Raw genomic sequence first — 25,391 nt, forward strand, 5'->3', positions numbered from 1 at the left:
AGCACACTGAGAAACTTGAAAAAAGCCAAATCAGCTTAGCGCCTGATTTACCGACGATAAACACAGGCAACCGTCAACAGGACGCCGGAACGCATGAGCGAGCAAACGCCCGACCCATCGGTAAGCACCGAGCCATTTATCGAGCCCTCCATCGAGCCTGTCAGCCCGACCGTTGCGGCAAGCACCCAGTTGCAGCAGCGTCAACGCGCCAGCCAGCTGGCCCAGGCGTTGCGCAACGAGCTGCAAAAGGCCGTGATCGGACAAAATGCGGTTATCGACGACGTGTTGACCGCGCTGATCGGCGGCGGACATGTACTGCTGGAAGGTGTTCCGGGGCTTGGCAAGACGCTGTTGGTTCGGGCGCTGGCCAGTTGTATCGGCTGCGAATTCGCCCGCATCCAGTTTACGCCGGACCTGATGCCGAGCGATGTCACCGGCCATGCGGTGTACGACATGCAGACCGAGCAGTTCAAGCTGCGCAAGGGGCCGCTGTTCACCAACCTGCTGCTGGCCGACGAAATCAACAGAGCACCGGCCAAGACCCAGGCCGCATTGCTCGAAGCGATGCAGGAGCGGCAAGTCACCCTTGAAGGGCGCGCCCTGCCGATCCCGCAGCCATTCATGGTGCTGGCGACCCAGAACCCCATCGAACAGGAAGGCACGTATCCACTGCCTGAAGCCGAACTGGATCGTTTCATGCTCAAACTGCGCATGGATTATCCCGAAGCGCAGGAAGAGCTGAACATGGTGCGTCAGGTCACCCGCTCGTCCCGGGCTGACATGCTGGACGTGCGACCGCTCAGGGTCATCATGCAGGCCCGCGAGGTTCAGGCGTTGCAACGTATTGCCAGCGAACTGCCCATCGATGAGCAGGTGCTGGACTACGCCGTGCGGCTGGCACGCAGCACGCGCACCTGGCCGGGTCTGAGTCAGGGCGCTGGCCCCCGTGCTTCGATTGCGCTGGTGCGTGGCGGGCGGGCCCGAGCCGTATTGCGTGGCGGCGAGTTCGTGACCCCGGACGATATCAAGGGCTGTGCACTGGCGGTGCTGCGACACCGGGTCAGGCTGTCGCCGGAGCTGGACATCGAAGGGCTGTCGGTGGATCAGGTGCTCAGGCAGATCCTCGATCAGGTCTCGGCCCCGCGCCTGTGACACAGGTCCTCAAGCCGTCGATAACGCTGCTGCGCTGCCTCGGCGGACTGATGGGCGTGGCCTTGCTGCTCGGCACGCTTCGTGCGCTGAGCATCGAGTATCCGGCAAAAATCGATGACCTTTACTGGGGAGCCTTGCTGGCCCTCGTTGCCGTGAGCCTGCTGGATGCAATCTGGCTACTCAGAAGCCCCTCGCCACGCGTGCAGCGCGAGCTGGCGGGCAGTCTGGCGCTGGACCGCTGGAACGAAGCCCGACTCGACGTGCAACACGACGGTGGCCGACCCGTTACCGTGCGGCTATTCGATCATGTGCCGCACGGGCTGGAACACGAAAACCTGCCTCAGTCCCTCACCCTGGCCGCACGCGGAAAAGGCAGCATCGGCTATCGCCTGCGCCCCTCAAGCCGGGGTCATTTCACGTTTGAACGGTGCGAAATCAGCCTGCCGGGGCCTTTGCGCCTGTGGACAGTACGACGCTACCTGGCAGTGCCCGGCACCACGCGGGTCTATCCGGATTTCGCCCGCTTCTGCGGCGGGCAATTGGTGGCGGTGGATAACTGGCTAAGCCAACTGGGTGTGCGCCAGCTGCAACGTCGCGGGCTGGGCATGGAGTTCAACCAGTTGCGTGAGTTTCGCGAGGGCGACAGCCTGCGCCAGATCGACTGGAAAGCTACCGCCCGCCAGCGAGCGCCCATTGCACGGGAGTATCAGGACGAGCGGGATCAGCAGATCGTTTTCATGCTGGATTGCGGACGCCGAATGCGCAGTCAGGACGGCGAACTGTCTCACTTCGATCATGCGCTCAACGCCTGCCTGCTATTGAGTTATGTCGCGCTGCGTCAGGGTGATTCTGTCGGCATTGCGACCTTTGCCGGCGAGCAGGATCGTTATCTGGCGCCGGTGAAGGGGCCCGGGCAGTTGAATCGCGTGCTCAACTCGGTCTATGACCTGCAGACCACCCGGCGCCCCGCTGACTACAGCGCCGCTGTGCGCCAGCTGATGGTTCGTCATAAGAGACGCTCACTGGTGGTGTTGATGACCAACTTGCGCGATGAAGACGATGAGGAGCTGCTGGCCGCCGCCAGACAGCTTGGCAAACAGCATCGGGTACTGATCGCCAGTCTGCGCGAAGAAGTGCTCGACGGCCTGCGTCAGTCACCGGTACACACGTACGATGAAGCGCTGAGTTATTGCGGGACAATCGACTTTCTCAACGCCCGTACTTCGCTGCACGACCGTTTGAGTGCGCAAGGCATCGTGATCATGGATGCGCGACCAGGAGAACTGGGGCCACAGCTGGTCAACCGTTACATGAGCTGGAAAAAGGCAGGGGCGTTATGAACGACGTCCTGCCCGTCAGGCAGCAGCCTCAGGCAGAGGCTTCATAGGAAGGGTAAAAACAGAAGTACTGTCGCAACAGCTGCACGAACTCCAGATACTCTGTCGAGACCTGGCACAATTCAAAACCGGAGTCATAACTGCCAGGTGTCTCATCTTCATTACACCAGAGGCACGTGGCGCTCACGTCGATGGGCTGTCCGACATTGCCATTCGGCAATTTCAGACACAGATCGAACCTGGCGCCCACCAGGATCGGCAGGCTGCTGATAAGCATCAGCCCCTCACCGGACACATTCCCCAGACAGCCCATCAGCTTGCCAGTATGGCGATTGAAAACCTGCAGATAATCCTGCAGTTGATGGCGTTCGATTTTCCGCTCTTTATACATGGCAGGCTGCCTTCCGAGTCGGGTGTTGCGCCCAGGCAACACCGTGTATTCGTTGCGGACTTCAACTGCGCTGCACTACAGAAGCGATCCAGGAAACAGCCTCGACCCGGTGCCCTGCAGCTCGTCCAATGTGTGACCTCAGCCTAGCTCAGAATTATTCGAAAGCCACCCGAACACAACGCCTTCCATTCAAACGAGGGTAATTATTTCGATACAGGAGCGTTTCGAACAGGTACAGGTATGGTTCTGGCCGGCTGAGCCTTGGGATAAAGACCCGTTTGTGCCAGCGTGTCGAGTCTGGCGCGTGCACGGAAGGCGTATTCGCTCTCTGGATACTGGGCCATCAGAAATTGATAAGTCTGCGCTGCATCGACGTACAATTTCTGCCGTTCCAGGCACTGGCCGCGCAACATCGACACTTCCGGCTGGACATAACGGCGTGAGCGGCTCTGGCGTTCGACCTTGGAGAGATCGAGCATCACCCGATCACAATCACCTTCCTGATAGGCACGGTAGGCGTGATCAAGGTTGGAATTCATCGCCCAGCGGGTGCAACCGCTGAGCGCAGTCAGTAATACAACAATCGTTACAATACGCATGGGACTCTCCTGTTCTCTGCCCTGTATCGGCGTCACGGCCTGTTTCTTCAGGCCAATAGAGCGCCGGTTGTCAGCCGATTGCCCTCCCTGACCCTGACACGGTAGTGCAAAGGAACAATGACTAAAGACCCAGACAGGAGTAGCCTCTCGCTGCGCTTCAATTAAGGAGTTTGTGCATGACCGTTCGCCGCACCAAAATCGTCGCCACACTTGGCCCTGCCAGCAATTCGCCGGAAGTCATCGAACAACTGATCCTTTCGGGTCTCGACGTTGCTCGTCTGAACTTCTCTCACGGTACTCCGGACGAGCACAAGGCTCGCGCCAGGCTGATCCGCGAAATCGCCGCCAGACACGGGCGCTTCGTCGCTCTGCTGGGCGACCTGCAGGGTCCGAAGATCCGTATTGCAAAGTTCACCGACAAGCGAATAGAGCTGAAGGTCGGTGACAAGTTCACCTTCTCTACCGCTCATCCGCTGACCAGTGGCAATCAGCAGATCGTGGGTATCGACTACCCGGATCTGGTCAAGGATTGCGGCGTAGGCGACGAGTTGCTGCTCGACGATGGTCGCGTGGTCATGCGCGTCGACACCCAGACCGCCGACGAACTGCACTGCACCGTGCTGATCGGTGGCCCGCTGTCCGATCACAAGGGCATCAACCGTCGTGGCGGTGGCCTGACGGCGCCGGCACTGACCGAAAAAGACAAGCAGGACATCAAGCTCGCTGCCGAGATGGACCTGGATTACCTGGCCGTTTCCTTCCCGCGCGATGCCGCCGACATGGAATACGCTCGCCAGCTGCGCGACGAATCCGGTGGTACGGCCTGGCTGGTGGCCAAGATCGAACGTGCCGAAGCCGTTGCCAACGACGAAGTGCTCGATGAGCTGATCCGCGCCAGTGATGCGGTCATGGTCGCTCGTGGTGACCTGGGTGTTGAAATCGGTGATGCCGAACTGGTCGGCGTACAGAAACGCATCATCCTGCACGCTCGTCGCCACAACAAGGCGGTGATCGTCGCCACGCAGATGATGGAGTCGATGATCTCAAGCCCGATGCCGACGCGTGCAGAAGTGTCCGACGTGGCCAACGCCGTGCTCGACTACACCGACGCCGTGATGCTGTCGGCCGAAAGTGCTGCAGGCTCCTATCCGATCGAAGCGGTTCAGGCCATGGCCCGTATCTGCATCGGCGCTGAAAAGCACCCGACCGGCAAGACTTCCAGCCACCGTATCGGTCACTCCTTCACCCGTTGTGATGAAAGCATCGCGCTGGCGGCCATGTACACCGCCAACCACTTCCCGGGTGTAAAGGCGATCATCGCACTGACCGAAAGCGGCTATACCCCGCTGATCATGTCGCGCATCCGCTCTTCGGTGCCGATCTACGCGTTCTCCCCGCACCGTGGCACTCAGGCGCGTGCAGCGATGTTCCGTGGTGTCTACACCGTGCCATTCGACCCGGCAGCCCTGCCGCCAGGTCAGGTCAGCCAGGCCGCAGTCGACGAACTGCTCAAGCGTGGTCTGGTCGAGCAAGGTGACTGGGTCATCCTCACCAAGGGCGACAGCTACCACACCATCGGCGGCACCAACGGCATGAAGATTCTGCACGTCGGCGACCCGTTGGTCTGATCGCAGCACACTGCAAGCCAAAGGCCCCGTCTCGCAAGAGCCGGGGCCTTTTTGCATTGTGTCAGCCAGGGAAGTTGGGCTTTCAGGCTTCTGCCCGTAGGGCGTGGGAGCAGATGGAACGAGAGCTTTAACTAACGTGCCTTTTATTTATTCGCGCGCCACAAACACATCCGCCAGCAACTGATTACGCGGCAGCCCGGCCAGATACAGCCGTTTGGCAAACATCTCGACGCTGTCAGCACTGCCGCACACCAGCGCCATTGCGTGCCGCGACAACAGGCGCAGTTCAGCCAGGGTTGTTTGTAGCGTCTGCGGAGTAACCAGCTGAACATGCAGCTGGGGATAACGTTCAGCCAGGGCGTGCAGTTCATCGGCCAGATAATGCTCCTGGCTGTCGCGGGCCAGATGAATCACACGTATGGCGCCCTGATGGTCCTGGCGCAGCGCCTCGCGCAACACACCCCATAAAGGGCCAAGCCCGGTGCCGGCGGCCAGCAGCAATAAGGGTTTTTCCTGCCAGTCCGGGTCGTAACGCAGCGCCCCGCCACGCAACTCGCCGAGCCTCAGGGCGTCACCCACCTGCAACTGGCGGGCAACATCACGGAAGGCCCCGGGCTGCAGGCAGTCGATATGAAACTCCAGAAACGCATCCTCGCCGGGAAGGCTCGCCAGCGAGTATGGTCGCGCAACACCGCTATCAGTCCACAACACCTGATGCTGCCCGGCGCTATAGCGCAGTGGCCGCGCAGGCTCCAGACGCAGGCGCAGCACCGACGCAGAGAGCCAGTCGCAGCCTGCTACTGTGGCAGGAAGGCCATCGCGCTGCGGGTCAAACACCTCGACAGCCAGATCTCCTGCCACTCGGCACTGACAGGCGAGCCGCCAACCCTGCTGGCGCTTTTCAGCAGGCAGCGCGTCGGGCAACGCGTCTTCAGGCTCGCCCTTTACGACGCGCACCAGACACGCGTGGCAACTGCCGGCACGGCAACTATAAGGGACCGGAATACCGGCATGGTTCAGGGCGTCGAGCAGATTGCTGGCCGACGCCACCGACCAGCTAAGCTCACCCACATGCAATTGAGGCATCAAAACGGCCTGTGCAGAAAATAACGGCGATTGTACAGACTGGCCTGTCGGGCGGGTTATACTGCCGCGCCTTTTTGCGCCCGCTACGGCCAACCTGACAGCTCTGGTTCAAGCCGCAGTTCCAGACTGCCGCCGATAGCGTAATTGAATGTTCCCGTCCTTACAGAGGAGCGCGCCGCATGACCGTGATCAAGCAAGACGACCTGATTCAGAGCGTTGCAGACGCACTGCAGTTCATTTCCTATTACCACCCCGTAGACTTCATCCAGGCCATGCACGAGGCGTATCTGCGTGAAGAGTCGCCTGCCGCTCGTGACTCCATCGCCCAGATCCTGATCAACTCGCGCATGTGCGCGACCGGTCACCGCCCGATCTGCCAGGACACCGGCATCGTCACGGTTTTTGTGCGCGTGGGGATGGATGTTCGCTGGGACGGCGCCACCATGGGCCTGGACGACATGATCAACGAAGGCGTGCGTCGCGCTTACAACCTGCCTGAGAACGTGCTGCGTGCCTCGATCCTTGCCGATCCGGCAGGCGCTCGCAAAAACACCAAGGACAACACCCCGGCCGTCATTCATTACTCCATCGTCCCGGGCAACACCGTGGAAGTGGACGTCGCGGCGAAAGGTGGCGGCTCGGAAAACAAATCGAAGATGGCGATGCTCAACCCTTCCGACTCGATCGTCGACTGGGTTCTGAAAACCGTCCCGACCATGGGCGCTGGCTGGTGCCCGCCGGGCATGCTCGGTATCGGTATCGGCGGCACCGCAGAAAAGGCTGCGGTCATGGCCAAGGAAGTGTTGATGGAGTCCATCGACATTCATGAGCTGAAGGCTCGCGGCCCGCAGAATCGTATCGAAGAGATGCGTCTGGAGCTGTTCGAGAAGGTTAACCAACTGGGCATTGGTGCTCAGGGCCTGGGCGGTCTGACCACCGTGCTAGACGTCAAGATCATGGATTACCCGACCCATGCTGCGTCGCTGCCGGTGTGCATGATCCCCAACTGCGCCGCCACCCGCCACGCGCACTTCGTACTCGATGGCAGCGGCCCTGCTTCGCTGGAGGCTCCATCGCTGGACGCCTACCCGGAAATCGTCTGGGAAGCCGGCCCATCGGCCCGCCGCGTCGACCTCGATACCCTGACCCCGGAAGAAGTGCAGAGCTGGAAACCGGGCGAAACCGTATTGCTCAATGGCAAGATGCTCACCGGCCGCGACGCCGCGCACAAGCGCATGGTCGAAATGCTCAACAGGGGCGAAACGCTGCCGGTGGACCTCAAGGGTCGCTTCATCTACTACGTCGGCCCGGTTGATCCGGTACGCGAAGAAGTCGTTGGCCCGGCAGGCCCGACCACGGCCACCCGGATGGACAAGTTCACCCGTCAGATCCTCGACCAGACCGGCCTGCTGGGCATGATCGGCAAATCCGAACGCGGCCCGACCGCCATCGAAGCGATCCGTGACCACAAGGCCGTGTACCTGATGGCCGTTGGTGGTGCTGCATATCTGGTGGCTCAGGCGATCAAGAAATCCCGAGTCGTGGCGTTCGCCGAACTGGGCATGGAGGCGATCTACGAGTTCGAGGTCAAGGACATGCCGGTTACCGTTGCGGTGGACAGCAACGGTGAATCCGTTCACATCACCGGCCCGCAGATCTGGCAGAAGAAGATCAGCGACAGTCTGGCAGTGGAAGTGCAGTAAGCTTTGATCTGCAAGACAATAAAAACCCGGCGCAAGCCGGGTTTTTGCTGAGTAACTGACTGAACCTGAAATTGCGATCGGCTCAAATAGACGCGTCAGTCTGTTGCCAATATAACCCGGTAACTTACTCCCTGAATAATACGGCACAGTGGCTAGAAACATCGTGCCCTTGCGATCAGTCCGTAATACATTTCAGACAACAAACCGAGATGGTTCGGTACCTTCCTGAGGCTCATTGCCCCTGTCCCTCCTCGCAACACAGCTTATTCTTCTGCTGGCTGTAAACCACTGGGTTCATGAAAAATAAATGTATTTTTCAGGCATACCGGGTGAAGCACTGGATGATCACTACAAGGACTGTGTCGAGATTGCTAGCCATGACAAATTTCTGGAGCCTTACGCAATGAAATCACTTTTTACGACCGTACTGGCCTGCTGCTCGCTCACCGCGCTTACTATTCATGCATCTGCTCAGCCATCATCGCCGGAAGGTATGTATAGAACACACGCGCAAAACTATAAAGACATGGTTCTTGCCACCTGCATTGCAAGCGCTTACAAATTCAGTGCCAACGTCGGGACTGACGCTGGCAGTAGCGTCACAGCGTTGCGCGAGTGGGCCAACTATGACTGGGAAAAAAGCCCTGAGAAGCCCAGAGAATTCGTAGACAACTATCTTGCAAGGGACTACACAAACCCTCTTGTCGAATCCGAAATAAAAGGCGTGAAATTTGACTTACTTAAGTGTCTTGATCTTTACCACAGCAAAGAGCTGGAAGCACAGACAAAAAAAAGCCGTAATAAACCCTACACATACCGACGCGCAAGACTACAAAAAACCCTAAACACCAAATGGAGTTAAGTGCAATGAGGCTACCTCTTGCAATCAAGACAGTATTTCTTGTATTCACAACAACCAACTGTTTTGCAGACACACTACCTTCATCACCGGAAGGCATGCATAGAAGCTATGCACAGAACTACAAGGACCTGGTGCTCGCCAACTGTATAGCAAATGCCTATGCATATGATGTCAAGGTAGGAATTGACGCGGGCAGTAGTGCCACCGCAATGGAAGACTGGGCAAACTACGATTGGGAGGAAGGTCCAGATGAAATCAGAGCGTTGGTAAAAAAATACCTCGCGCGCGACTACACAAACCCGTTGGCCGAATCCCAGATCAAGGGTATAAAATTCGACCTGCTGAAATGCCTGGACATGTATCACAGCAAGGAGCTCGACGCGCTGACGAAGAAAGTCGTTACCGATCCAAATCATACCTACATGCAGAATATCAAAAAGCCTTAACTATTACCTTCATGCAACAAGCCTGTCCGGCAAACGCTGCACAGGCTATTTTCATTACAAGCACCCTACTCCGCACATTATCTATAGGGCGCAGACACATCATGCTGATTCACTGTGATCCGATAGCTGCTTAACGTCTCGCCCTCGGTGATGTACTGCTTGCTGAAATACTGACAAACAGCCCCCGTCACTTCCCCGCATACACCGAAAACATCTTCAGAAAACCCATTTCGATAATTCTTGTAGGAATTATCAGCAGGACGCCTCCCTTCCAATTGAAGGAAATTTCCGAGAAAATCCCGGCCTCTTGCGCTTGGCTATTCAGGTCTCTAGCCTTCATCGGTCGCTGCCCAATCAGCGATCAGGTTTGGTAGACCTGAGTGACCTGTGCGCAATGCGCCACCTTCTCAAGGCGCATTTTTTCGGCCTGCGTTTATGGTGGCCGTGCGCTTGGCGTCTTCGGACGCACCGGCTTGCCTGGTCACCGGTCTACCAACCTGCGTACGGCCGCCACCCTGATCGTTTGGTAGCGAAAGGGGCGGCTCCTTTCATTGATCAGGAGTTGCAAACATGCCCGATAAAGTCGTCCCCGACCCGCCCACCGCCCTGTTCACCGTCAACGCAACCGTCAGCCAGGAAGAAGCGCTCAACTACGCTTCGGATCTGCTGCGCTGCATCATCACGACGGCCTATGAGTCCGGCGACAGCACCCAGGGCACCAGCCGTGATCTGGCGTTTTCGGTGCTGCACATGGCCGAGATGGCCAAAGCCATGGTTGATCGCTCACTGGAATGCATCGTTTGACCGGATGACAACCCGGGGCCACGCTCGGCCCCGCGCAAACCTCAGTTACGCTGATCCAGCAAGTTCACCACCAGCCGGTCGATCCAGCCCCACAAGCGCTGCTTGACCCGTCGCCACAGCGGTCTGGCCTTCCAGTCTGCCAGCGTGGTCTCGGCGCTCAGGGCGAAGTCTTTTTCAAAGCTGGCGACCACGTCGCGGGTCAGCCCTGGGTCGAGGGCTTCGAGGTTGGCTTCCAGGTTGAAGCGCAGATTCCAGTGATCGAAATTGCACGAGCCGAGACTCACCCAGTCGTCGATCAGGACCATTTTCAGGTGCAGAAAGCACGGCTGGTATTCGAACACCTTGACCCCGGCACGCAGCAGGCGCGGGTAGTAGCGGTGACCGGCGTAGCGTACGGACGGGTGATCGGTGCGCGGTCCGGTCAGCAGCAAACGCACATCAACGCCACGTGCCGCCGCCCGACGCAAGGCGCGGCGAACTTTCCAGGTGGGCAGAAAGTAAGGGGTGGCCAGCCAGATCCGCTTTTGCCCGGTGTTCAGCGCACGTACCAGCGACTGCAGGATGTCGCGGTGCTGGCGGGAATCGGCATACGCGACACGACCCAGGCCCTCGCCGGTTATCGGGGCCTTGGGCAGATGATCAAGGCCGAAGTTTTCTTTCGGACGCCATGCGAAACGCCGGGCGTTGGCGTGGAACTGCCGGTTGAACAGCGCCTGCCAGTCGATCACCAACGGCCCGGTGATTTCGACCATCACTTCGTGCCACTGGCTGGCGTCCTTGTCCGGCTCCCAGAACTCGTCGGTCACACCGGTGCCGCCCACCACGGCCAAGGCCTTGTCCACCACCAGCAGTTTGCGATGGTCGCGGTAGAAGTTACGCACGCCCCGCCGCCAGTGGATCGGATTGTAGAAACGCAGAATCACACCGGCATCGGTCAGTTGCTTGCGCAGGCCGGCGTCGAAGGCTTTGGAACCGAAGTCATCGAACAGACAGCGCACAATCACGCCACGCCTGCCCGCCTCGACCAGCGCGCGCACGATAGCGTCGGCGCAGGCCCCGGCTTCGACCAGGTACAACTCCAGATCGACCTGCTGCTCGGCGCGATCGATGGCTGCGATCATGCGCGGAAAGAACGCAGGGCCGTCGATCAGCAATTGAAAGCGGTTGTTTTCACGCCACGGAAAAATCGCACCGTTCATATCAGCGCGCCGTGAAGATCAGGACAGCCCCGACCGGGACCGAGAGGCTCACCGCCGACAATCCTGCGGCATTGCGCAAGGCCTTGAAGTCCGGGGCCATATCGAAATCCTGGGCATGGATCACCAGCGGCTCGAGCGTCACGACCTGAAAGCGCCGCTCGTCGAGACGCGTCGCCAGCAGCTCGGCGTTATAGCTGTGGGTCTTGCCGCGCAGGCTGACGGTCAGCGGTAAACGCAGTTCCAGTTGTGCGCCGGGCGCGAGGTTATTGATCGGGCGCATGTCTAACTGCGCATTGATCTGAGCAGCCGGAAACTTGCGCACCTGAAACACCTGCTCTCGAAGGCGCTCGTCGCGCAGCGGAATGCCGGTGCTGACTGAATCGGTTTCAACTTCCACTTCAGCCAGCCCCTTGGCGTCGACTTTGCCGTGCAGCACCAGAAAGCGATGCACTTCGGCAATATCGGCATTTTTAGTCGAGGTGAACGAGAGTCGCGACGACTCGTTATCCAGATACCAGTTCGCATGGGCAGGTAACGCCACTGCGGCCAGCATGACCAGCAGCAGGCGATTCATAGTGAGCATGCAGACTCCAGACGTGCAATTGAGGGCCACCTTATCCGCCTGTCTGACCGCTGGCAAACGCCCGCGTTCGGCGGCAATTCATCAGGCCCTCATGGCAGCAGGCGACAACCCTGTCGCTCACCCTGCCAGGACGCGCTGCTGGTGCGTCCCAGGCCGCTGGCAATGACCCGTTTTTGACTGCTGTCGTCGACCAGCGTGCTGGGCAGATACTGCTTGATGTAGCCCTGGCAATACGCTTCGGAATTATTCATGACGTACCTGCACGAGCAGTATTCCTTGGCGGTGTAGGCACTGATGATGGTCGGGAACGCCTGCAGGTTCACACGGTACTGCCAGGCGAGCACGGCAAGTGCGGCAACCATCAGCAACAGCAGGCTGCTGAAGGGACGGCGCAGGATGAACATTCGGCGCGTGCTCATTGACCGCCCTCCTTGCCAAACGCGGCCTGTACGCGCTTGAGCATCTCATTGTGGTTGTAGGTAGCGTCGCGGTCATCGGCATAGCGCACGATCACCAGCTTCTGATCGGGAATCACATACAGCGCCTGCCCCCAATGCCCCAATGCCGCGAAGGTGTCAGGGGGAGCGTCTGGCCACGGTCCTTTGCCGCCATCGGCAGTGCGGTTGAGCCACCATTGGCCAGCGGGCACTTCAACACTGGCATCCACGCCCTCACCGGCAAACGGCGTCAGCACGAACCCCATCCACTCCTTGTTGAGCAACTGCCGATCCTGCCATTGCCCGCCGCGCTGCATCAGCAGGCCGATGCGGGCCAGATCGCGGGCGGTCATGTAGGCATAGGAAGAGCCTACAAATGTACCCGCGCCATCGGTTTCCCAAACCGCACTGCGGATGCCAAGCGGGTCGAACAGCGCGGTCCATGGATAATCCGGATAAGCCTCATCGCCGACCATCTTTTTCAAGGCCGCAGCCAGAACGGTGCTATCACCGCTGGAGTAGAGGTAAGTCTTGCCGGGGGGTTGGGCAGCGCGGTGATCGGCGGTGAAGCGTGCCATGTCGTCACGCCCGCGGGTGTAGAGCATGGCGACCACCGAGGAGTTGAGCGGAGCGTATTCGTAGTCCTCCTGCCAATCCAGACCCGACGCCCAGTGCATCAGGTCTTTGATGGCGATTTCGGGGTGCGCCTTGAACGGCGGGTAGAAATTCGCCACCGGATCGTTCAGTTGAAAGCGTCCTTCTGCAAACGCTACCCCCAGCACCGTCGCCATGATGCTTTTGCTGATCGACCAGGTCAGGTGCGGCGTTTGCGCGGTGGTCACACCGCCGTAGCGCTCGTACACGACTTCGCCATCACGAATCACCAGCAGCGCATCGGTGCGAATGCCCTTGCGCGTGACGTCGTCACGGGGCGGGAAGGCGTAGGCCTCGAGCTCTTCGATGGCCGCCGATCGCGGCACAGACTGAGAAGGCCATTGCTCTGTCGGCCATGTTTGAGCAACGACGCCCTGGGTACTGAAACCCAGAATCAGAACCAGACACAGACGGACAAATCCACGCGGCATGACAAGGCCTCTACAGAATGATCCGCACACCGTATCAGCGTTTCATGACAGTCAGCTATCAACCCAAGAGCAGACGCAGAGGAAATGGCCACAGCGTTTCCCGTCACACAACCATCACCAAAGCTTCACAGGCATGACACGCCATCTCCCTAGCCTGCAAGTACGGCAAAGCGCCTGGACAAATCAGTCAACCAGCCCTCTCTGCATCTGCAAGGCTGGCTCATGGAGATTCGTATGACCCAGATCGCCCGCATTCGTGACAACACTTCTGAACGTCGTCTTCAGGCCGAGCGCCTGATTGGAGCGCGCGCCTTGCAGGAAGCACAGGCGTTGCGTTTCAGTGTGTTCAGCGAAGAGTTCAACGCCCGTCTCAACGGCGCTGAACAAGGCCTGGACATCGACGATTACGATGTTCACTGCTCGCACATCGGGGTACGCGACCTGAACACCGGGCGTCTGGTTGCCACAACCCGGCTGCTCGACCATCAGGCCGCCAACACGCTGGGGCGCTTCTACAGCGAAGAAGAGTTCAGCCTGCACGGGCTGGTCAATCTGCAAGGGCCGATCCTCGAACTGGGTCGCACCTGCGTCGATCCTGCCTATCGCAACGGCGGCACCATCGCAGTGTTGTGGAGCGAACTGGCCGAGGTGCTCAACGAAGGCGGCTACAGCTACCTGATGGGCTGCGCAAGCATCCCGATGCAGGACGGCGGTATTCAGGCCCATGCGATCATGCAACGCCTGCGCGAACGCTACCTGTGCAACGAGCACCTGCGCGCCGAGCCGAAGAATCCGCTGCCGACCCTCGACATCCCGAGCAATGTGATCTGCGAGATGCCACCGCTGCTCAAGGCCTACATGCGTCTGGGGGCCAAGATCTGCGGCGAACCGTGCTGGGACGAAGACTTCCAGGTGGCCGACGTGTTCATCCTGCTCAAGCGCGACGACTTGTGCCCGCGCTATGCCCGCCACTTCAAGGCGGCCGTGTGATGAGCCGGTTGCGCGGCTATGCCCGCGTAGTCCGGGTGCTACTGGTCGTAGCGCTCGGATTGACGATTGCCAGCGCGTTCGCGGTCCTGGAACGCACCAGACTCGGAGGCTCAATGGAGCGCAGGCAGCGCTGGAGCCGCTGGTTCATGGCACGCCTGACCAACGCCCTGCCGTTTCGCGTCACCGTGACAGGTCAACTGCCAACCCAACCCATGCTGTGGGTCAGCAACCATGTGTCATGGACCGACATCGCCCTGCTCGGCATGCTCGCGCCGCTGTCGTTTCTGTCGAAGGCCGAAGTGCGGACCTGGCCGGTAGCGGGCTGGCTGGCGCTGAAGGCCGGTACGCTGTTCATTCGTCGCGGATCGGGCGACAGCCGTCTGATCCAGAAGCAGATGTGCAACCATCTGCAACAAGGCAACGCGCTGCTGATCTTCCCCGAAGGCACCACCACGGACGGCAAAAGCCTGCGCACCTTTCACGGTCGTCTGCTGTCCAGCGCCATCGACGCTGGCGTGCCGATCCAGCCGGTGGCCATTGGTTACTCGCGTGACGGCAAGCCGGACCCGATCGCCCCCTTCATTGGCGACGATGACTTGCTGTCGCACTTGCGCCGACTGTTCGCCAACGAGCAGAGCGATGTGCATATTCACCTGCTGACACCGATTCCGACCGCTGACCAGGAACGCGCCGCACTGGCCTTCAAGGCCCAGCAGGCCGTTCAGGTGGCGTTGTTTGGCGAGCCGCCGGTTCAGCCGAGCGACGAGGTTTCGCGTCCGGCCCGAGCGGCCTGAGCGAAATCCTCGAGTAGCGGATAGAACTCGGCGAAATCCGCACTCAAGGGCTGGTACAGCGCCTGCAGTTCCTGCATGCCGCCGGCCAGCCCTTCGGGTTTTGACAGGCGTCGGGATATCCCGCTCAACACCTGCTCCAGCACTCCGAAATCCCGATACGACCCCAGCCAGTCCTGCGCCGCCATGCGCGGTGCGATCAGCGCCAGCCGCTCGGGCAATTGTGGCTCGGCAGCCAGCGTGCCATAGACCTTGCGGGTGAATGCGTCCAACGGCAGGTCGGCATAACGATGCCAGTCGCGCGCCAGGCAGTGATCGAAAAAAACATCGAGCATGATGCCGGCATAGCGCCGTCTCTGGAGCGGAAAGCGGGCAATGGAGGCCTTGATCAGCGGATGACTGTCAGTGAAGGCGTCGATGCTGCGGTGCAGACGAATCGCCGCCTCCAGTTCCGCAGGAAAACGTCCCGGCAGCGGACCTTTGACGAAATCGCCATACAGGCTGCCAAGCAATTGGGCGGGCCGGTGCCCGCCAAGATGAAGATGTGCCAAGTAGTTCATGGCTGCAAGCCTAGGCCGCTTTCGGGCCCGCTGTCCATATATCGTTATAACCCGATATAGCGATTTGGCTGATCCTAAGCACATAATCATATTTGTATATCGCGAAATATAGATATAAGGTTCGCTCTATCGCGATATATCGCTACACCGCCTGTGAGAACGACATGCAGATCGACCTCGACGACATAATAAAAGCCCTGGCCCACCCGGTCCGCCGAGAAATCCTGACTTGGCTGAAAGACCCGCGTGCGAGCTTTCCCGCCCAGGAGTACTCGATCGAACACGGCGTGTGCGCCGGACAGATCGATCAGCGTGCGGGATTGTCACAATCCACTGTCTCGGCCCATCTGGCGACCTTGCAACGCGCTGGTCTGATCAGCAGCAAGAAGGTCGGCCAATGGCATTTCTTCAGACGCAACGAAGAAGTCATACAGGCATTCGTTCAGGCGCTGGTTGAAGAACTGAACAACCCGACCTGATTTTCCAACGTTTACCAGGAGTTGCCCCGTGCCTCTTTCGCTACTCATTCTGGCTCTGAGCGCCTTCGCCATCGGCACCACCGAATTCGTCATCATGGGCCTGCTGCCCGATGTGGCAGCCGACCTCGGCGTATCGATCCCCGGTGCAGGCTGGCTGGTGACCGGCTATGCGCTGGGCGTCGCTGTCGGTGCACCGTTCATGGCCATGGCCACGGCAAAACTGCCGCGCAAGGCCGCGCTGGTCACGCTGATGGGGATTTTCATCATCGGCAATCTGCTCTGTGCGCTGGCCAGTGACTACAACGTCCTGATGTTCGCCCGCGTGGTGACTGCACTGTGTCACGGTGCGTTCTTCGGCATCGGCTCGGTGGTTGCCGCAGGTCTGGTGCCCGCCAACCGGCGTGCCTCAGCGGTGGCCTTGATGTTCACCGGCCTGACACTGGCCAACGTACTGGGCGTGCCGCTGGGTACTGCGCTGGGTCAATACGCGGGCTGGCGCTCGACCTTCTGGGCCGTCACGGTCATCGGGGTGATTGCGCTGATCGGCCTGATCCGCTTCCTGCCGACCAACCGCAACGAAGAAAAGCTCGACATGCGCGCTGAACTCGGCGCCCTCAGAGGGGCCGGCATCTGGCTGTCGCTGACCATGACTGCGCTGTTTTCAGCGTCCATGTTCACCCTGTTCACCTACATCGCCCCACTGCTCGGCGAAGTCACCGGCGTATCGCCCAACGGCGTGACCTGGACCCTGCTGTTGATCGGCCTGGGCCTGACCGCCGGCAACGTGATTGGCGGCAAGATGGCCGACCGCCGCCTGGCGTCCACGCTGATTGGCGTATTCGTCTCGATGGCGGTGATCTCCACCGTACTCAGCTGGACCAGCACCGCGCTGATCCCGGCTGAAATCACGCTGTTCCTCTGGGCAGTCGCGGCCTTCGCCGCCGTCCCGGCCCTGCAGATCAACGTGGTGACGTTCGGCAAAGCCGCACCGAACCTGGTGTCAACCCTGAACATCGGCGCCTTCAACGTCGGCAACGCGCTGGGCGCCTGGGTCGGTGGCAGCGTCATCGCCCACGGTCTGGGCCTGACCAGCGTACCGCTGGCCGCCGCCATCCTGGCCGTGCTGGCGCTGCTGATTACCCTGATTACCTTTCGCCAGACCGGCAACCCCGAGCTGGCACCTGCTACGCATTGATCAATTACGAGGATTCGACACATGACGACTATCTTTGACCCGATCACCCTGGGCGATCTGCAACTGCCCAACCGCATCATCATGGCCCCACTGACGCGCTGCCGTGCCGATGAAGGCCGTGTACCGAACGCGATGATGGCCGAGTATTACGTTCAGCGTGCCTCGGCGGGCCTGATCCTGACCGAAGCCACCTCTGTGACGCCAATGGGCGTGGGCTACCCCGACACCCCGGGCATATGGTCCAACGATCAGGTGCGTGGCTGGAGCAACATCACCAAGGCAGTGCATAACGCCGGTGGCCGCATTGCCCTGCAGTTGTGGCACGTGGGCCGTATTTCCCACCCTGCCTACCTGAACGGCGAAACCCCGGTCGCGCCAAGTGCAATCGCAGCCGAAGGCCATGTCAGCCTGATGCGCCCGATCACCCCATTGCCAACCCCGCGGGCGCTGGAACTGGCGGAAATCGGTGACATCGTCGAGGCCTATCGCGTCGGTGCGGAAAACGCCAAGGCGGCGGGCTTCGACGGCGTGGAGGTGCATGGCGCCAACGGCTATCTGCTTGAACAGTTCCTGCTGACCGGCACCAACCAGCGCACCGACGAGTACGGCGGTTCGGTGGAAAATCGTGCGCGTCTGCTGCTGGAAGTCACGGATGCCGTCATCGAAGTCTGGGGCGCTGGCCGTGTAGGCGTTCACCTCTCGCCTCGCTTCGACATGCACGACATGAGCGATGCAAACCGCGCCGAAACCTTCAGCTACGTGGCCAAAGAGCTCGGCAAGCGCGGTATCGCGTTCATCTGTGCCCGTGAGCGTGATGCTGAAGACAGCCTTGGCCCACAGTTGAAGAAGGATTTCGGCGGCGTCTACATCGCCAACGAGAAATTCACCAAGGACACTGCCAACGCCTGGCTGGCAGAAGGCAAGGCCGACGCCATTGCCTTTGGCGTGCCTTACATCGCCAACCCGGACCTGCCTGAGCGTCTGGCCAGCGATGCGCCTCTGAATGAAGCCCATCCGGAAACGTTCTACGGCAAAGGGCCAGTCGGCTACATCGACTACCCACGGATGTAAACCGCTGTCGTAAGACCAGAAACCCCGATTCGCAGGAATCGGGGTTTCTTCGTATCTGCACCTGGATTTACTGGCCAGCGCTCCCTCGGCGAACTGCCGCGCTGAAGGCGGCAGAGGATGCCAAGATCAACGGCGTGCGTTGAGCTGTTGCGACAAATTCTGGATCTGGCTGTTCAGGGTATTGATGTTACGAGTCACCTGAGCACGAAACGCATCGAACTCGGCCGTATTGGCTTCTGCCGAAGGCGCCGGGCGGTTTTCCTGTTCGCTTTTCAGCACCATCAGGTCCTGTTCCAGGCGTTCGACAGCGGCAGACGGGTTGCCCTGCTTTTTCAACGTGGCGACATCGGCCGCCACGCTTTTGATCTGCGCATCCAGCTTGCCCTGATCCGCCTGAGCGGTCTTCAGGTCAGGCAACGCGGCCTTGAGCGTGGTCAGTTCAGCGACAACGCTTTTGAGCTGTTCCTGCAACTGCGCGTTTTCACTCTGCTGCTGGGCGGTTTGCGCGGCCATCTGCTCCAGACGTTTGTCGAGACTGCCCTGCTGACCTTCAACACCTTCGCGTTGTTTGTCCTGATCTTCCAGTTGCGCTTCCAGCAACTTGATACGCTGCTTGAGCGCCTCTCCATCACTGGAAAGCGCTTCGGTCGCGACCACCTTGCCGGAAATATCCTGCAAGCGCCCCGCCGCTTCTTCGCTGATGCGCGCAAAGCTTTCCTGAGTCGCCACCAACTGCTGCTCCATCAGGGAAACCTGCTGAAAGCTCCACCAGCCCAGACCGCAGAAAGCAATGAACAACGCACCGACCAATGCCCACAAAGGCCCGGTGCTCGGCGCCTTGACCTTGACTACAGGCGTGGTGCGCGAATAGACGGTGGTGCGCTCGCGTGCGCTATTGCTCGGCGCGAAGTCGTCATCATCGTCCTTGGCGCTCAGGCTGGGAACGTCATCGACGTCGTCGTAGGGATCGTTGCGCATGAATAACCCTTCAGGAAGCTGTTAAATCAAAGTTCGTAGATCAAAGTTGGGCAGTATAACAACAGCGCAGAATCAATCTCACTGTGCCACTACCGCTTTCAGATCGCGTGCTGTGCCTGCCACCAGCCACAGAATTCATCCAGCGCCGTCCACAGGCTGACCTGGGGCTGATAATCCAGATAATGCCTGGCGCGGCTGATATCAAGCGTGAAATCCCTGTTCATGACCTGCATGCCCACTCTCGACAGGGTAGGTTCAGGTCTGCCCGGCCACAGCATACAGGCGGCCTCATTGATCGCCGCAGCGCTGTAGGCCAGCCCGTATGAACGATAACGGGTGGCCTGAGGCAAGTGCATCTGCCGCATCACATAATTGATCGCGTCCCACAGCGGGACCGGCGTGCCATTGCTGATGTTGTAGGCCTTGCCCAGTGCAGAACCCGTTGCCAGCAAGCTGCTCAGCAGGGCTTCGTTGAGGTTCTGCATGCTGGTGAAATCCACCACGTTCAAGCCGTTGCCGACAATCGCCAGGCGCCTCTTGCGCTGCATGTGCAGCAGACGCGGGAAAATGCTGTTATCGCCCGCGCCGGTGACAAAGCGTGGCCGCAGGGCAATGACTTCCAGCCCGAACTCTTCGGCACCGAAGACCTTTTGCTCGGCCAGATACTTGGTGGCCGCGTAGTGATTGTGAAAGCGCTTGGGCACCTGCTCTTCCTTGATGCCACGGTGCGAGTGGCCATCAAAGTAGATCGACGGCGAAGATAGATGAACCAGCCTTCGCACCCTCTGTTTCAGGCAGCCCTCGACGATGTTTTCCGTGAGCTGCACGTTGCCCTGCATGAAATCCTGGCGACGTCCCCACGTACCGACCGAGCCCGCGCAATGCACGACCGCTTCCACGTCATCGCACAGTGCGCGCACCAGATAAGGATCGGCGAGGTCGCCCTGAATAAACTCGGCACCGCGCCTGACCAGGTGCTCGACACCTTCGGCACGACGGCCATTGATCCGCACGCTCATGCCCTGCTCAAGGGCAAAACGCGCAAAGCGTCCGCCGATGAAGCCGCTCGCGCCGGTGACCAGAATCTTCATTTACCGCTCCGTTAACGCGTCTGCAGGAAAGGCAAAACCCTGCCTGCATGGATTACACATGATCCTGTTGACGATCAGTCTTCGCTCAGCGGCACCAGCCAGTGAGCCGAATGTTGCGCAAGATGTTCGGTGAGGCGCGTCAGAAGCTGCCCACCATTGCGCCAATGATGCCAGTAGAGCGGCACATCGATGCAACGGTCCGGCAGTAATTCGAGCAGCGTGCCGTTGCGCAACTGGTCGCGCACCTGCAACTCGGGCGCCAGCCCCCAGCCCATGCCCGCCTCGATCATACGGATGAAACCTTCGGAGGAAGGACACAAATGATGCTCGAAGCCGTCCTGAACACCCAACATAGCCAGATACCGATGCTGCAGAAGATCGTCCGGGCCGTATACCAAGGCAGCGGATCTGGCGAGCGTCTCTGGGCTGACACCGTCCGGGAAATGGCGGGCGATGAACGCGGGACTGGCCAGCGCCCGATAGCGCATGGCCCCCAGCAACTGGCTGCGTGCCCCCGCCACCGGACGCTCGCTGCCACACAGGCAGGCCGCCACCTCACCGGCGCGCATGCGCTTGAGGCCTACGTCCTGATCTTCGACAACCAGATCCAGCAGCAAACGGTGTTGCGTACAAAACGCGCCAATGGCCGGCGCCCACCAGGTTGCCAGACTGTCGGCATTCAAGGCGATTCGCAAACGCTCGGGCATGCCCTCCTCGTCCAGTGCCGGTACCTGACTTTGCAGATCGCGCTCCAGCAGGCGGACCTGCTGCACGTGATTGAGCAGGCGCCGGCCGATGTCGGTCGGGCTCGGCGGCGTGGCGCGTACCAGCACCGGCAGGCCAATGCGCGCCTCCAGCAATTTGATGCGTTGCGAGACTGCTGACTGAGAAAGCCCAAGCACCTGAGCGGCGCGCTCGAACCCGGCCTGCTCGATCACGGCCGCCAGCGCCGACAGCAATTTGTAGTCGAACATCAGTTTTCCTAATGAGCGATGAAGATTATTGGTTTTCCTTATAACCCTCACCCTCTGAGAATGGCTACCTGAATCCGCTCAATGGAACATCCTCATGTGGCAAAGCTACCTCAATGGGCTGCTGATCGCGGCAGGCCTGATCATGGCGATCGGTACTCAAAATGCTTTTGTGCTGGCTCAGGGCCTGCGTCGTGAACATCATGTGGCCGTGGCGATGCTGTGCATTGTCTGCGACGCCATCCTGGTGGCTGCAGGCGTGTTCGGTCTGGCCAACGTGCTGGCGCAGAATCCGACGCTGCTGGCGGTGGCGCGCTGGGGCGGCGTGATATTCCTGAGCTGGTATGGCCTGCAGGCATTACGCCGCGCCTGCTCGCGGCAGAGCCTGGAACACAGCGCAGCGGTTGGCAGAAAATCACTGCGCACCGTGTTGCTCAGCGCATTGGCCGTTACCTTGCTCAACCCGCACGTCTATCTGGACACCGTGTTGCTGATTGGCTCGCTGGGCGCACAACAGGGCGTGCCTGGCGCGTATGTCGCCGGTGCAGCCAGCGCTTCGCTGCTGTGGTTCTCGAGCCTCGCCCTGGGCGCGGCATGGCTGGCTCCCTGGCTGGCCCGACCTGCCACCTGGCGGATGCTGGACCTGATGATCGCAGTGATGATGTTCAGCGTGGCCGTGCAGTTGATCCGCTCGACCTGACGGATTTCATGACCGCAGAGTCAAACCCGTGGGAACCTCTATCCCACACAGTTGTTGCGTGGTTAAGGCGCAGACCCGGTGCTATGATCCGGGGTCTGCGCCGCAAAAGAGTAAAACTCCCGGTGCATGCTGTATCTGGCCGCCCGTGATCGGCCGTGCGACTACCGCAATTGACCTGAAAGGAGATAAACCATGGCTTTTGAATTGCCGCCACTGCCCTACGCCAAAGACGCTCTGGTGCCGCACATTTCTGCGGAGACTCTGGAATATCACCACGACAAGCACCACAACACCTACGTCGTGAACCTGAACAACCTGGTGCCTGGCACCGAGTTCGAAGGCAAGACCCTGGAAGAGATCATCAAGACCTCCTCGGGCGGTATCTTCAACAACGCCGCTCAGGTCTGGAACCACACGTTCTACTGGAACTGCCTGGCTCCTAATGCTGGCGGCGAGCCTACCGGCGCTCTGGCCGAAGCCATCAACAAGGCGTTCGGTTCCTTCGACAAGTTCAAGGAAGAGTTCAGCAAGACTTCCATCGGCACTTTCGGCTCCGGCTGGGGCTGGCTGGTGAAGAAGGCTGATGGCTCCCTGGCACTGGCCAGCACCATCGGTGCCGGCAACCCGCTGACCAGCGGCGACACCCCGCTGCTGACCTGCGATGTGTGGGAACACGCCTACTACATCGACTACCGCAATCTGCGTCCGAAGTACGTAGAAGCGTTCTGGAACCTGGTGAACTGGGACTTCGTGGCCAAGCAATTCGCAGCCTGATTCCAGCCTCATCGAAAAACCCGGCCTCGCGTCGGGTTTTTTATGTTTCCAGGCCTGTAAGGGCCGCCTGCCAGACGTTTGTTTCACATATAACGTCAACCGCCTGCCTGCCGGTCAGGCGAATCGCAAATCTTTTTTCGCCTGCCGCTCGTACTTTGTGTATTGTCGGAAAACGCTCGCTGACTCGTAATACAACTTAATTCTCTATGACGTAATTCTTTACAGTGTTCTGCTCTAGTTACCTACCTGGCCACCCGACGCATTGAGGTGGCTTTGGCCAGCAGGTGCAAGGAACGCGAAGATCAGCCAGGCGCACCGGTTGTGACAAGGTCACGGCGTGCGGGTCTGGTTTTTCGAGGGTCATGAGGCGATATGCCCTCCGACACTAACTAAGGAACGGCCATTGAAGCTGGAACTCAAGAACAGCCTGTCGGTAAAGTTGCTGCGCGTTGTGCTGCTTTCGGCGCTTCTGGTAGGCGTCCTGCTCAGCTGTGCGCAAATCGTCTTCGACGCCTACAAGACACGTCAGGCTGTGGCGAGCGACGCCGAGCGGATTCTCGGCATGTTCCGCGATCCGTCGACACAGGCCGTCTACAGCCTGGACCGCGAGATGGGCATGCAGGTCATCGAAGGCCTGTTCCAGGATGACTCGGTGCGCATGGCGTCCATCGGGCACCCTAACGAAAGCCTGCTCGCCGAGAAAGACCGGCCGCTGAAGACGTCCCCTACGCGGTGGCTGACAGACCTCATCCTTGGCCAGGAACGCAGCTTCACCACTCAACTGGTAGGCCGCAGCCCCTACAGCGAGTATTACGGCGACCTGCGCATCACGCTGGACACGGCCAATTACGGTGAAAGCTTTCTGGTCAATGCCGGAATCATCTTTGTCGCGGGCGTGCTGCGTGCGCTGGCAATGGGGCTGGTGCTGTATCTGGTCTATCACTGGCTGCTGACCAAGCCGCTGTCGAAGATCATCGAGCACCTGATCGCGATCAACCCCGACCGCCCCAGCGAACACCAATTGCCGTTGCTTAAAGGCCACGAGAAAAACGAATTGGGGATCTGGGTCAACACCGCCAACCAGTTGCTGGCCTCCATCGAACGCCACACTTACCTGCGCCATGAGGCCGAAAACAATCTGCAGCGCATGGCGCAATACGATTTCCTCACCGGTCTGCCCAACCGACTTCAGTTGCAGACCGGGCTGGACAGGATTCTGGAAGATGCAGGACGCCAGCAACACCGAGTGGCGGTGTTGTGCGTGGGTCTGGATGACTTCAAAGGCATCAACGAACAGTTCAGCTACCAGTCCGGCGATCAATTGCTGCTCGCACTCGCTGACCGTCTGCGCGCGCACAGCGTGCGACTCGGGGCACTGGCGCGCCTGGGCGGCGACCAGTTTGCGCTGGTGCAATCCAACATCGAGCAGCCCTACGAGGCGGCAGAGCTGGCGCAAAATATTCTGGATGAGCTGGAAGCGCCGTTCATCGTCGGTGATCAACAGATTCGACTGCGGGCAACCATCGGCATCACCCTGTTTCCCGAAGACGGCGACAGCACCGAGAAGTTGCTGCAAAAAGCCGAGCAGACCATGACGCTGGCCAAGGCCCGCTCGCGTAACCGTTATCAGTTCTACATCGCCAGCGTAGACAGCGAAATGCGCCGCCGCCGCGAACTTGAAAAAGACCTGCGCGAAGCCCTGCCACTCAATCAGTTGTATCTGGTCTATCAACCGCAGATCAGCTATCGCGATCACCGTATCGTCGGCGTGGAAGCGCTGATCCGCTGGCAGCATCCGGAACATGGCCTGGTGCCGCCGGACGTATTCATCCCGCTGGCCGAACAGAACGGCAGCATCATCGCCATCGGGGAATGGGTGCTGGATCAGGCCTGCCGCCAACTGCGCGAATGGCTCGACCAGGGTTTTACCGACTTGCGCATGGCAGTCAACCTGTCGACTGTGCAGTTGCATCACGCGGAGTTGCCGCGTGTGGTCAACAACCTGCTGCAGATCTATCGCTTGCCACCGCGCAGCCTGGAACTGGAAGTGACCGAAACCGGGCTGATGGAAGATATCAACACCGCCGCCCAGCACCTGTTGAGCTTGCGACGCTCCGGCGCCTTGATTGCCATTGATGACTTCGGCACCGGCTACTCATCGCTGAGCTACCTGAAAAGTCTGCCGCTGGACAAGATCAAGATTGACCGCAGCTTCGTGCAGGACCTGATTGACGACGACGATGACGCCACCATCGTGCGAGCCATTATCCAGTTGGGCAAAAGCCTGGGCATGCAAGTCATTGCCGAAGGCGTGGAGACCGTCGAGCAGGAGGCCTACGTGGTGACCGAGGGCTGTCATGAAGGCCAGGGCTATCTGTACAGCAAGCCGTTGCAGGGTCGGGAGTTGCTGGCCTACCTCAAGCAGTCGCGTCAGGACCACGCCACCAGCCTGTGAGCCGACCTGCACACTTCCGGCCAT

25 protein-coding genes and 1 pseudogene are annotated in these 25,391 nt (G+C 59.8%); 15 read left to right on the forward strand and 11 right to left on the reverse strand.

The window, feature by feature from the left end; translation table 11 throughout:
* Positions 1-93 precede the first annotated feature (93 nt).
* Positions 94-1,152 (forward strand): AAA family ATPase, encoded by a 1,059-nt coding sequence (locus tag PI739_RS13410; RefSeq protein ID WP_054082069.1) that lies wholly within the window; start codon positions 94-96, stop codon positions 1,150-1,152.
* Positions 1,149-2,492: a DUF58 domain-containing protein gene (locus PI739_RS13415; RefSeq protein WP_054082068.1), complete on the forward strand. Its 1,344-nt coding sequence runs from the start codon at positions 1,149-1,151 to the stop codon at positions 2,490-2,492. The genes PI739_RS13410 and PI739_RS13415 overlap by 4 nt, the downstream gene beginning before the upstream one ends.
* A 28-nt stretch (positions 2,493-2,520) precedes the next feature.
* Here the strand turns inward: PI739_RS13415 and PI739_RS13420 are convergent, their stop codons facing one another.
* Positions 2,521-2,880: a PilZ domain-containing protein gene (locus tag PI739_RS13420; RefSeq protein ID WP_054082067.1), complete on the reverse strand. Its 360-nt coding sequence runs from the start codon at positions 2,878-2,880 to the stop codon at positions 2,521-2,523.
* A 203-nt stretch (positions 2,881-3,083) separates the two neighbouring features.
* The gene (locus PI739_RS13425) at positions 3,084-3,479 is read right to left on the reverse strand and encodes a tetratricopeptide repeat protein (RefSeq protein WP_003363891.1); all 396 of its coding nucleotides are present in this window, start codon (positions 3,477-3,479) and stop codon (positions 3,084-3,086) included.
* Between the two features lie 176 nt (positions 3,480-3,655).
* On the opposite strand from PI739_RS13425, the gene pyk reads away from it, so the two are divergent.
* A complete protein-coding gene (gene pyk, locus PI739_RS13430) occupies positions 3,656-5,107 on the forward strand; it encodes a pyruvate kinase (RefSeq protein WP_003363893.1) in 1,452 nt (483 codons plus the stop codon).
* A 147-nt stretch (positions 5,108-5,254) separates the two neighbouring features.
* On the opposite strand, the gene PI739_RS13435 is transcribed toward pyk, so the two are convergent.
* A complete protein-coding gene (locus PI739_RS13435; RefSeq protein WP_003431401.1) occupies positions 5,255-6,193 on the reverse strand; it encodes an iron-sulfur-binding ferredoxin reductase in 939 nt (312 codons plus the stop codon).
* Positions 6,194-6,372: 179 nt separating this feature from the next.
* Here PI739_RS13435 and PI739_RS13440 point away from each other — a divergent pair, with 179 nt between their 5' ends.
* The 4 genes and pseudogenes from PI739_RS13440 (at position 6,373) to PI739_RS13455 (ending at position 10,008) form a co-directional block, all read left to right on the forward strand.
* Positions 6,373-7,896: a fumarate hydratase gene (locus PI739_RS13440; RefSeq protein ID WP_003363897.1), complete on the forward strand. Its 1,524-nt coding sequence runs from the start codon at positions 6,373-6,375 to the stop codon at positions 7,894-7,896.
* 403 nt (positions 7,897-8,299) lie between these two features.
* Positions 8,300-8,741, forward strand: a pseudogene (locus tag PI739_RS13445) (type VI secretion system amidase immunity protein Tai4).
* Positions 8,742-8,763: 22 nt separating this feature from the next.
* Complete coding sequence (locus PI739_RS13450; protein WP_054082065.1) at positions 8,764-9,204, forward strand: type VI secretion system amidase immunity protein Tai4; 441 nt, start codon at positions 8,764-8,766, stop codon at positions 9,202-9,204.
* Positions 9,205-9,774: 570 nt separating this feature from the next.
* Positions 9,775-10,008 (forward strand): DUF6124 family protein, encoded by a 234-nt coding sequence (locus PI739_RS13455; protein ID WP_054082064.1) that lies wholly within the window; start codon positions 9,775-9,777, stop codon positions 10,006-10,008.
* Between the two features lie 41 nt (positions 10,009-10,049).
* On the opposite strand, the gene PI739_RS13460 is transcribed toward PI739_RS13455, so the two are convergent.
* The 4 genes from PI739_RS13460 to PI739_RS13475 form a co-directional block, all read right to left on the reverse strand.
* Positions 10,050-11,207: a phospholipase D-like domain-containing protein gene (locus PI739_RS13460; protein ID WP_003431405.1), complete on the reverse strand. Its 1,158-nt coding sequence runs from the start codon at positions 11,205-11,207 to the stop codon at positions 10,050-10,052.
* Between the two features lies 1 nt (position 11,208).
* A complete protein-coding gene (locus PI739_RS13465) occupies positions 11,209-11,790 on the reverse strand; it encodes a YceI family protein (protein ID WP_011268811.1) in 582 nt (193 codons plus the stop codon).
* An 89-nt stretch (positions 11,791-11,879) separates the two neighbouring features.
* Positions 11,880-12,209, reverse strand: coding sequence for a hypothetical protein (locus PI739_RS13470; RefSeq protein ID WP_003363909.1), 330 nt, complete (start codon positions 12,207-12,209; stop codon positions 11,880-11,882).
* On the reverse strand, positions 12,206-13,312 hold the full coding sequence (locus PI739_RS13475) for a serine hydrolase domain-containing protein (protein WP_054082063.1): 1,107 nt from the start codon (positions 13,310-13,312) through the stop codon (positions 12,206-12,208). The genes PI739_RS13470 and PI739_RS13475 overlap by 4 nt, the downstream gene beginning before the upstream one ends.
* Positions 13,313-13,546: 234 nt before the next feature.
* Here PI739_RS13475 and olsB point away from each other — a divergent pair, with 234 nt between their 5' ends.
* Complete coding sequence (gene olsB / locus PI739_RS13480; RefSeq protein WP_003405915.1) at positions 13,547-14,302, forward strand: L-ornithine N(alpha)-acyltransferase; 756 nt, start codon at positions 13,547-13,549, stop codon at positions 14,300-14,302.
* Positions 14,302-15,096, forward strand: coding sequence for a lysophospholipid acyltransferase family protein (locus PI739_RS13485; protein ID WP_003431410.1), 795 nt, complete (start codon positions 14,302-14,304; stop codon positions 15,094-15,096). The genes olsB and PI739_RS13485 overlap by 1 nt, the downstream gene beginning before the upstream one ends.
* Here the strand turns inward: PI739_RS13485 and PI739_RS13490 are convergent.
* Complete coding sequence (locus tag PI739_RS13490) at positions 15,054-15,653, reverse strand: acyl carrier protein phosphodiesterase (protein ID WP_003431412.1); 600 nt, start codon at positions 15,651-15,653, stop codon at positions 15,054-15,056. The two genes, PI739_RS13485 and PI739_RS13490, sit on opposite strands and share 43 nt — an antisense overlap.
* Before the next feature lie 164 nt (positions 15,654-15,817).
* Between PI739_RS13490 and PI739_RS13495 the strand changes: the two genes are divergently transcribed.
* Genes PI739_RS13495 through PI739_RS13505 form a run of 3 tightly spaced genes read left to right on the forward strand, consistent with a single transcriptional unit; the run spans position 15,818 to position 18,398 of the window.
* A complete protein-coding gene (locus PI739_RS13495; protein ID WP_003363918.1) occupies positions 15,818-16,132 on the forward strand; it encodes an ArsR/SmtB family transcription factor in 315 nt (104 codons plus the stop codon).
* Between the two features lie 28 nt (positions 16,133-16,160).
* Positions 16,161-17,327 carry an MFS transporter gene (locus tag PI739_RS13500; RefSeq protein WP_003431415.1) on the forward strand — a complete coding sequence of 389 codons (1,167 nt, stop codon included), beginning with the start codon at positions 16,161-16,163 and terminating at the stop codon, positions 17,325-17,327.
* A gap of 21 nt (positions 17,328-17,348) precedes the next feature.
* Positions 17,349-18,398, forward strand: a complete 1,050-nt coding sequence (locus PI739_RS13505) for an alkene reductase (RefSeq protein ID WP_003431417.1) — start codon at positions 17,349-17,351, stop codon at positions 18,396-18,398.
* A 126-nt stretch (positions 18,399-18,524) separates the two neighbouring features.
* Here PI739_RS13505 and PI739_RS13510 read toward each other — a convergent pair whose 3' ends face one another.
* From PI739_RS13510 to PI739_RS13520, 3 genes are all read right to left on the reverse strand, one after another.
* Positions 18,525-19,376 (reverse strand): hypothetical protein, encoded by an 852-nt coding sequence (locus tag PI739_RS13510; protein WP_003363925.1) that lies wholly within the window; start codon positions 19,374-19,376, stop codon positions 18,525-18,527.
* Between the two features lie 98 nt (positions 19,377-19,474).
* On the reverse strand, positions 19,475-20,467 hold the full coding sequence (locus PI739_RS13515; RefSeq protein WP_003363927.1) for an NAD-dependent epimerase/dehydratase family protein: 993 nt from the start codon (positions 20,465-20,467) through the stop codon (positions 19,475-19,477).
* Between the two features lie 74 nt (positions 20,468-20,541).
* Positions 20,542-21,441: a LysR family transcriptional regulator ArgP gene (locus tag PI739_RS13520; RefSeq protein ID WP_003431419.1), complete on the reverse strand. Its 900-nt coding sequence runs from the start codon at positions 21,439-21,441 to the stop codon at positions 20,542-20,544.
* A 94-nt stretch (positions 21,442-21,535) separates the two neighbouring features.
* On the opposite strand from PI739_RS13520, the gene PI739_RS13525 reads away from it, so the two are divergent.
* From PI739_RS13525 to PI739_RS13535, 3 genes are all read left to right on the forward strand, one after another.
* Positions 21,536-22,138: a LysE/ArgO family amino acid transporter gene (locus PI739_RS13525; RefSeq protein WP_054082062.1), complete on the forward strand. Its 603-nt coding sequence runs from the start codon at positions 21,536-21,538 to the stop codon at positions 22,136-22,138.
* Between the two features lie 192 nt (positions 22,139-22,330).
* A complete protein-coding gene (sodB, locus tag PI739_RS13530; protein ID WP_003313497.1) occupies positions 22,331-22,912 on the forward strand; it encodes a superoxide dismutase [Fe] in 582 nt (193 codons plus the stop codon).
* A 403-nt stretch (positions 22,913-23,315) separates the two neighbouring features.
* Entirely contained in the window at positions 23,316-25,367 is a 2,052-nt protein-coding gene (locus tag PI739_RS13535; RefSeq protein ID WP_044310414.1) for a putative bifunctional diguanylate cyclase/phosphodiesterase, read from the forward strand.
* Positions 25,368-25,391 lie beyond the last annotated feature (24 nt).

The organism is Pseudomonas cerasi, from assembly GCF_027983475.1.
Lineage (GTDB): Bacteria > Pseudomonadota > Gammaproteobacteria > Pseudomonadales > Pseudomonadaceae > Aquipseudomonas > Aquipseudomonas cerasi.

Bases quoted from the DNA above. Each gene is read 5' to 3' on its own strand.
- sodB (WP_003313497.1), top strand. From the start codon at position 22,331: ATGGCTTTTGAATTGCCGCCACTGCCCTACGCCAAAGACGCTCTGGTG.
- PI739_RS13485 (WP_003431410.1), top strand. From the start codon at position 14,302: ATGAGCCGGTTGCGCGGCTATGCCCGCGTAGTCCGGGTGCTACTGGTC.
- PI739_RS13515 (WP_003363927.1), bottom strand. From the start codon at position 20,467: ATGAAGATTCTGGTCACCGGCGCGAGCGGCTTCATCGGCGGACGCTTT.
- PI739_RS13455 (WP_054082064.1), top strand. From the start codon at position 9,775: ATGCCCGATAAAGTCGTCCCCGACCCGCCCACCGCCCTGTTCACCGTC.
- PI739_RS13505 (WP_003431417.1), top strand. From the start codon at position 17,349: ATGACGACTATCTTTGACCCGATCACCCTGGGCGATCTGCAACTGCCC.
- olsB (WP_003405915.1), top strand. From the start codon at position 13,547: ATGACCCAGATCGCCCGCATTCGTGACAACACTTCTGAACGTCGTCTT.
- PI739_RS13520 (WP_003431419.1), bottom strand. From the start codon at position 21,441: ATGTTCGACTACAAATTGCTGTCGGCGCTGGCGGCCGTGATCGAGCAG.
- PI739_RS13470 (WP_003363909.1), bottom strand. From the start codon at position 12,209: ATGAGCACGCGCCGAATGTTCATCCTGCGCCGTCCCTTCAGCAGCCTG.
- pyk (WP_003363893.1), top strand. From the start codon at position 3,656: ATGACCGTTCGCCGCACCAAAATCGTCGCCACACTTGGCCCTGCCAGC.
- PI739_RS13435 (WP_003431401.1), bottom strand. From the start codon at position 6,193: ATGCCTCAATTGCATGTGGGTGAGCTTAGCTGGTCGGTGGCGTCGGCC.
- PI739_RS13425 (WP_003363891.1), bottom strand. From the start codon at position 3,479: ATGCGTATTGTAACGATTGTTGTATTACTGACTGCGCTCAGCGGTTGC.
- PI739_RS13510 (WP_003363925.1), bottom strand. From the start codon at position 19,376: ATGCGCAACGATCCCTACGACGACGTCGATGACGTTCCCAGCCTGAGC.
- PI739_RS13420 (WP_054082067.1), bottom strand. From the start codon at position 2,880: ATGTATAAAGAGCGGAAAATCGAACGCCATCAACTGCAGGATTATCTG.
- PI739_RS13465 (WP_011268811.1), bottom strand. From the start codon at position 11,790: ATGCTCACTATGAATCGCCTGCTGCTGGTCATGCTGGCCGCAGTGGCG.
- PI739_RS13410 (WP_054082069.1), top strand. From the start codon at position 94: ATGAGCGAGCAAACGCCCGACCCATCGGTAAGCACCGAGCCATTTATC.
- PI739_RS13525 (WP_054082062.1), top strand. From the start codon at position 21,536: ATGTGGCAAAGCTACCTCAATGGGCTGCTGATCGCGGCAGGCCTGATC.
- PI739_RS13460 (WP_003431405.1), bottom strand. From the start codon at position 11,207: ATGAACGGTGCGATTTTTCCGTGGCGTGAAAACAACCGCTTTCAATTG.
- PI739_RS13440 (WP_003363897.1), top strand. From the start codon at position 6,373: ATGACCGTGATCAAGCAAGACGACCTGATTCAGAGCGTTGCAGACGCA.
- PI739_RS13495 (WP_003363918.1), top strand. From the start codon at position 15,818: ATGCAGATCGACCTCGACGACATAATAAAAGCCCTGGCCCACCCGGTC.
- PI739_RS13450 (WP_054082065.1), top strand. From the start codon at position 8,764: ATGAGGCTACCTCTTGCAATCAAGACAGTATTTCTTGTATTCACAACA.
- PI739_RS13490 (WP_003431412.1), bottom strand. From the start codon at position 15,653: ATGAACTACTTGGCACATCTTCATCTTGGCGGGCACCGGCCCGCCCAA.
- PI739_RS13475 (WP_054082063.1), bottom strand. From the start codon at position 13,312: ATGCCGCGTGGATTTGTCCGTCTGTGTCTGGTTCTGATTCTGGGTTTC.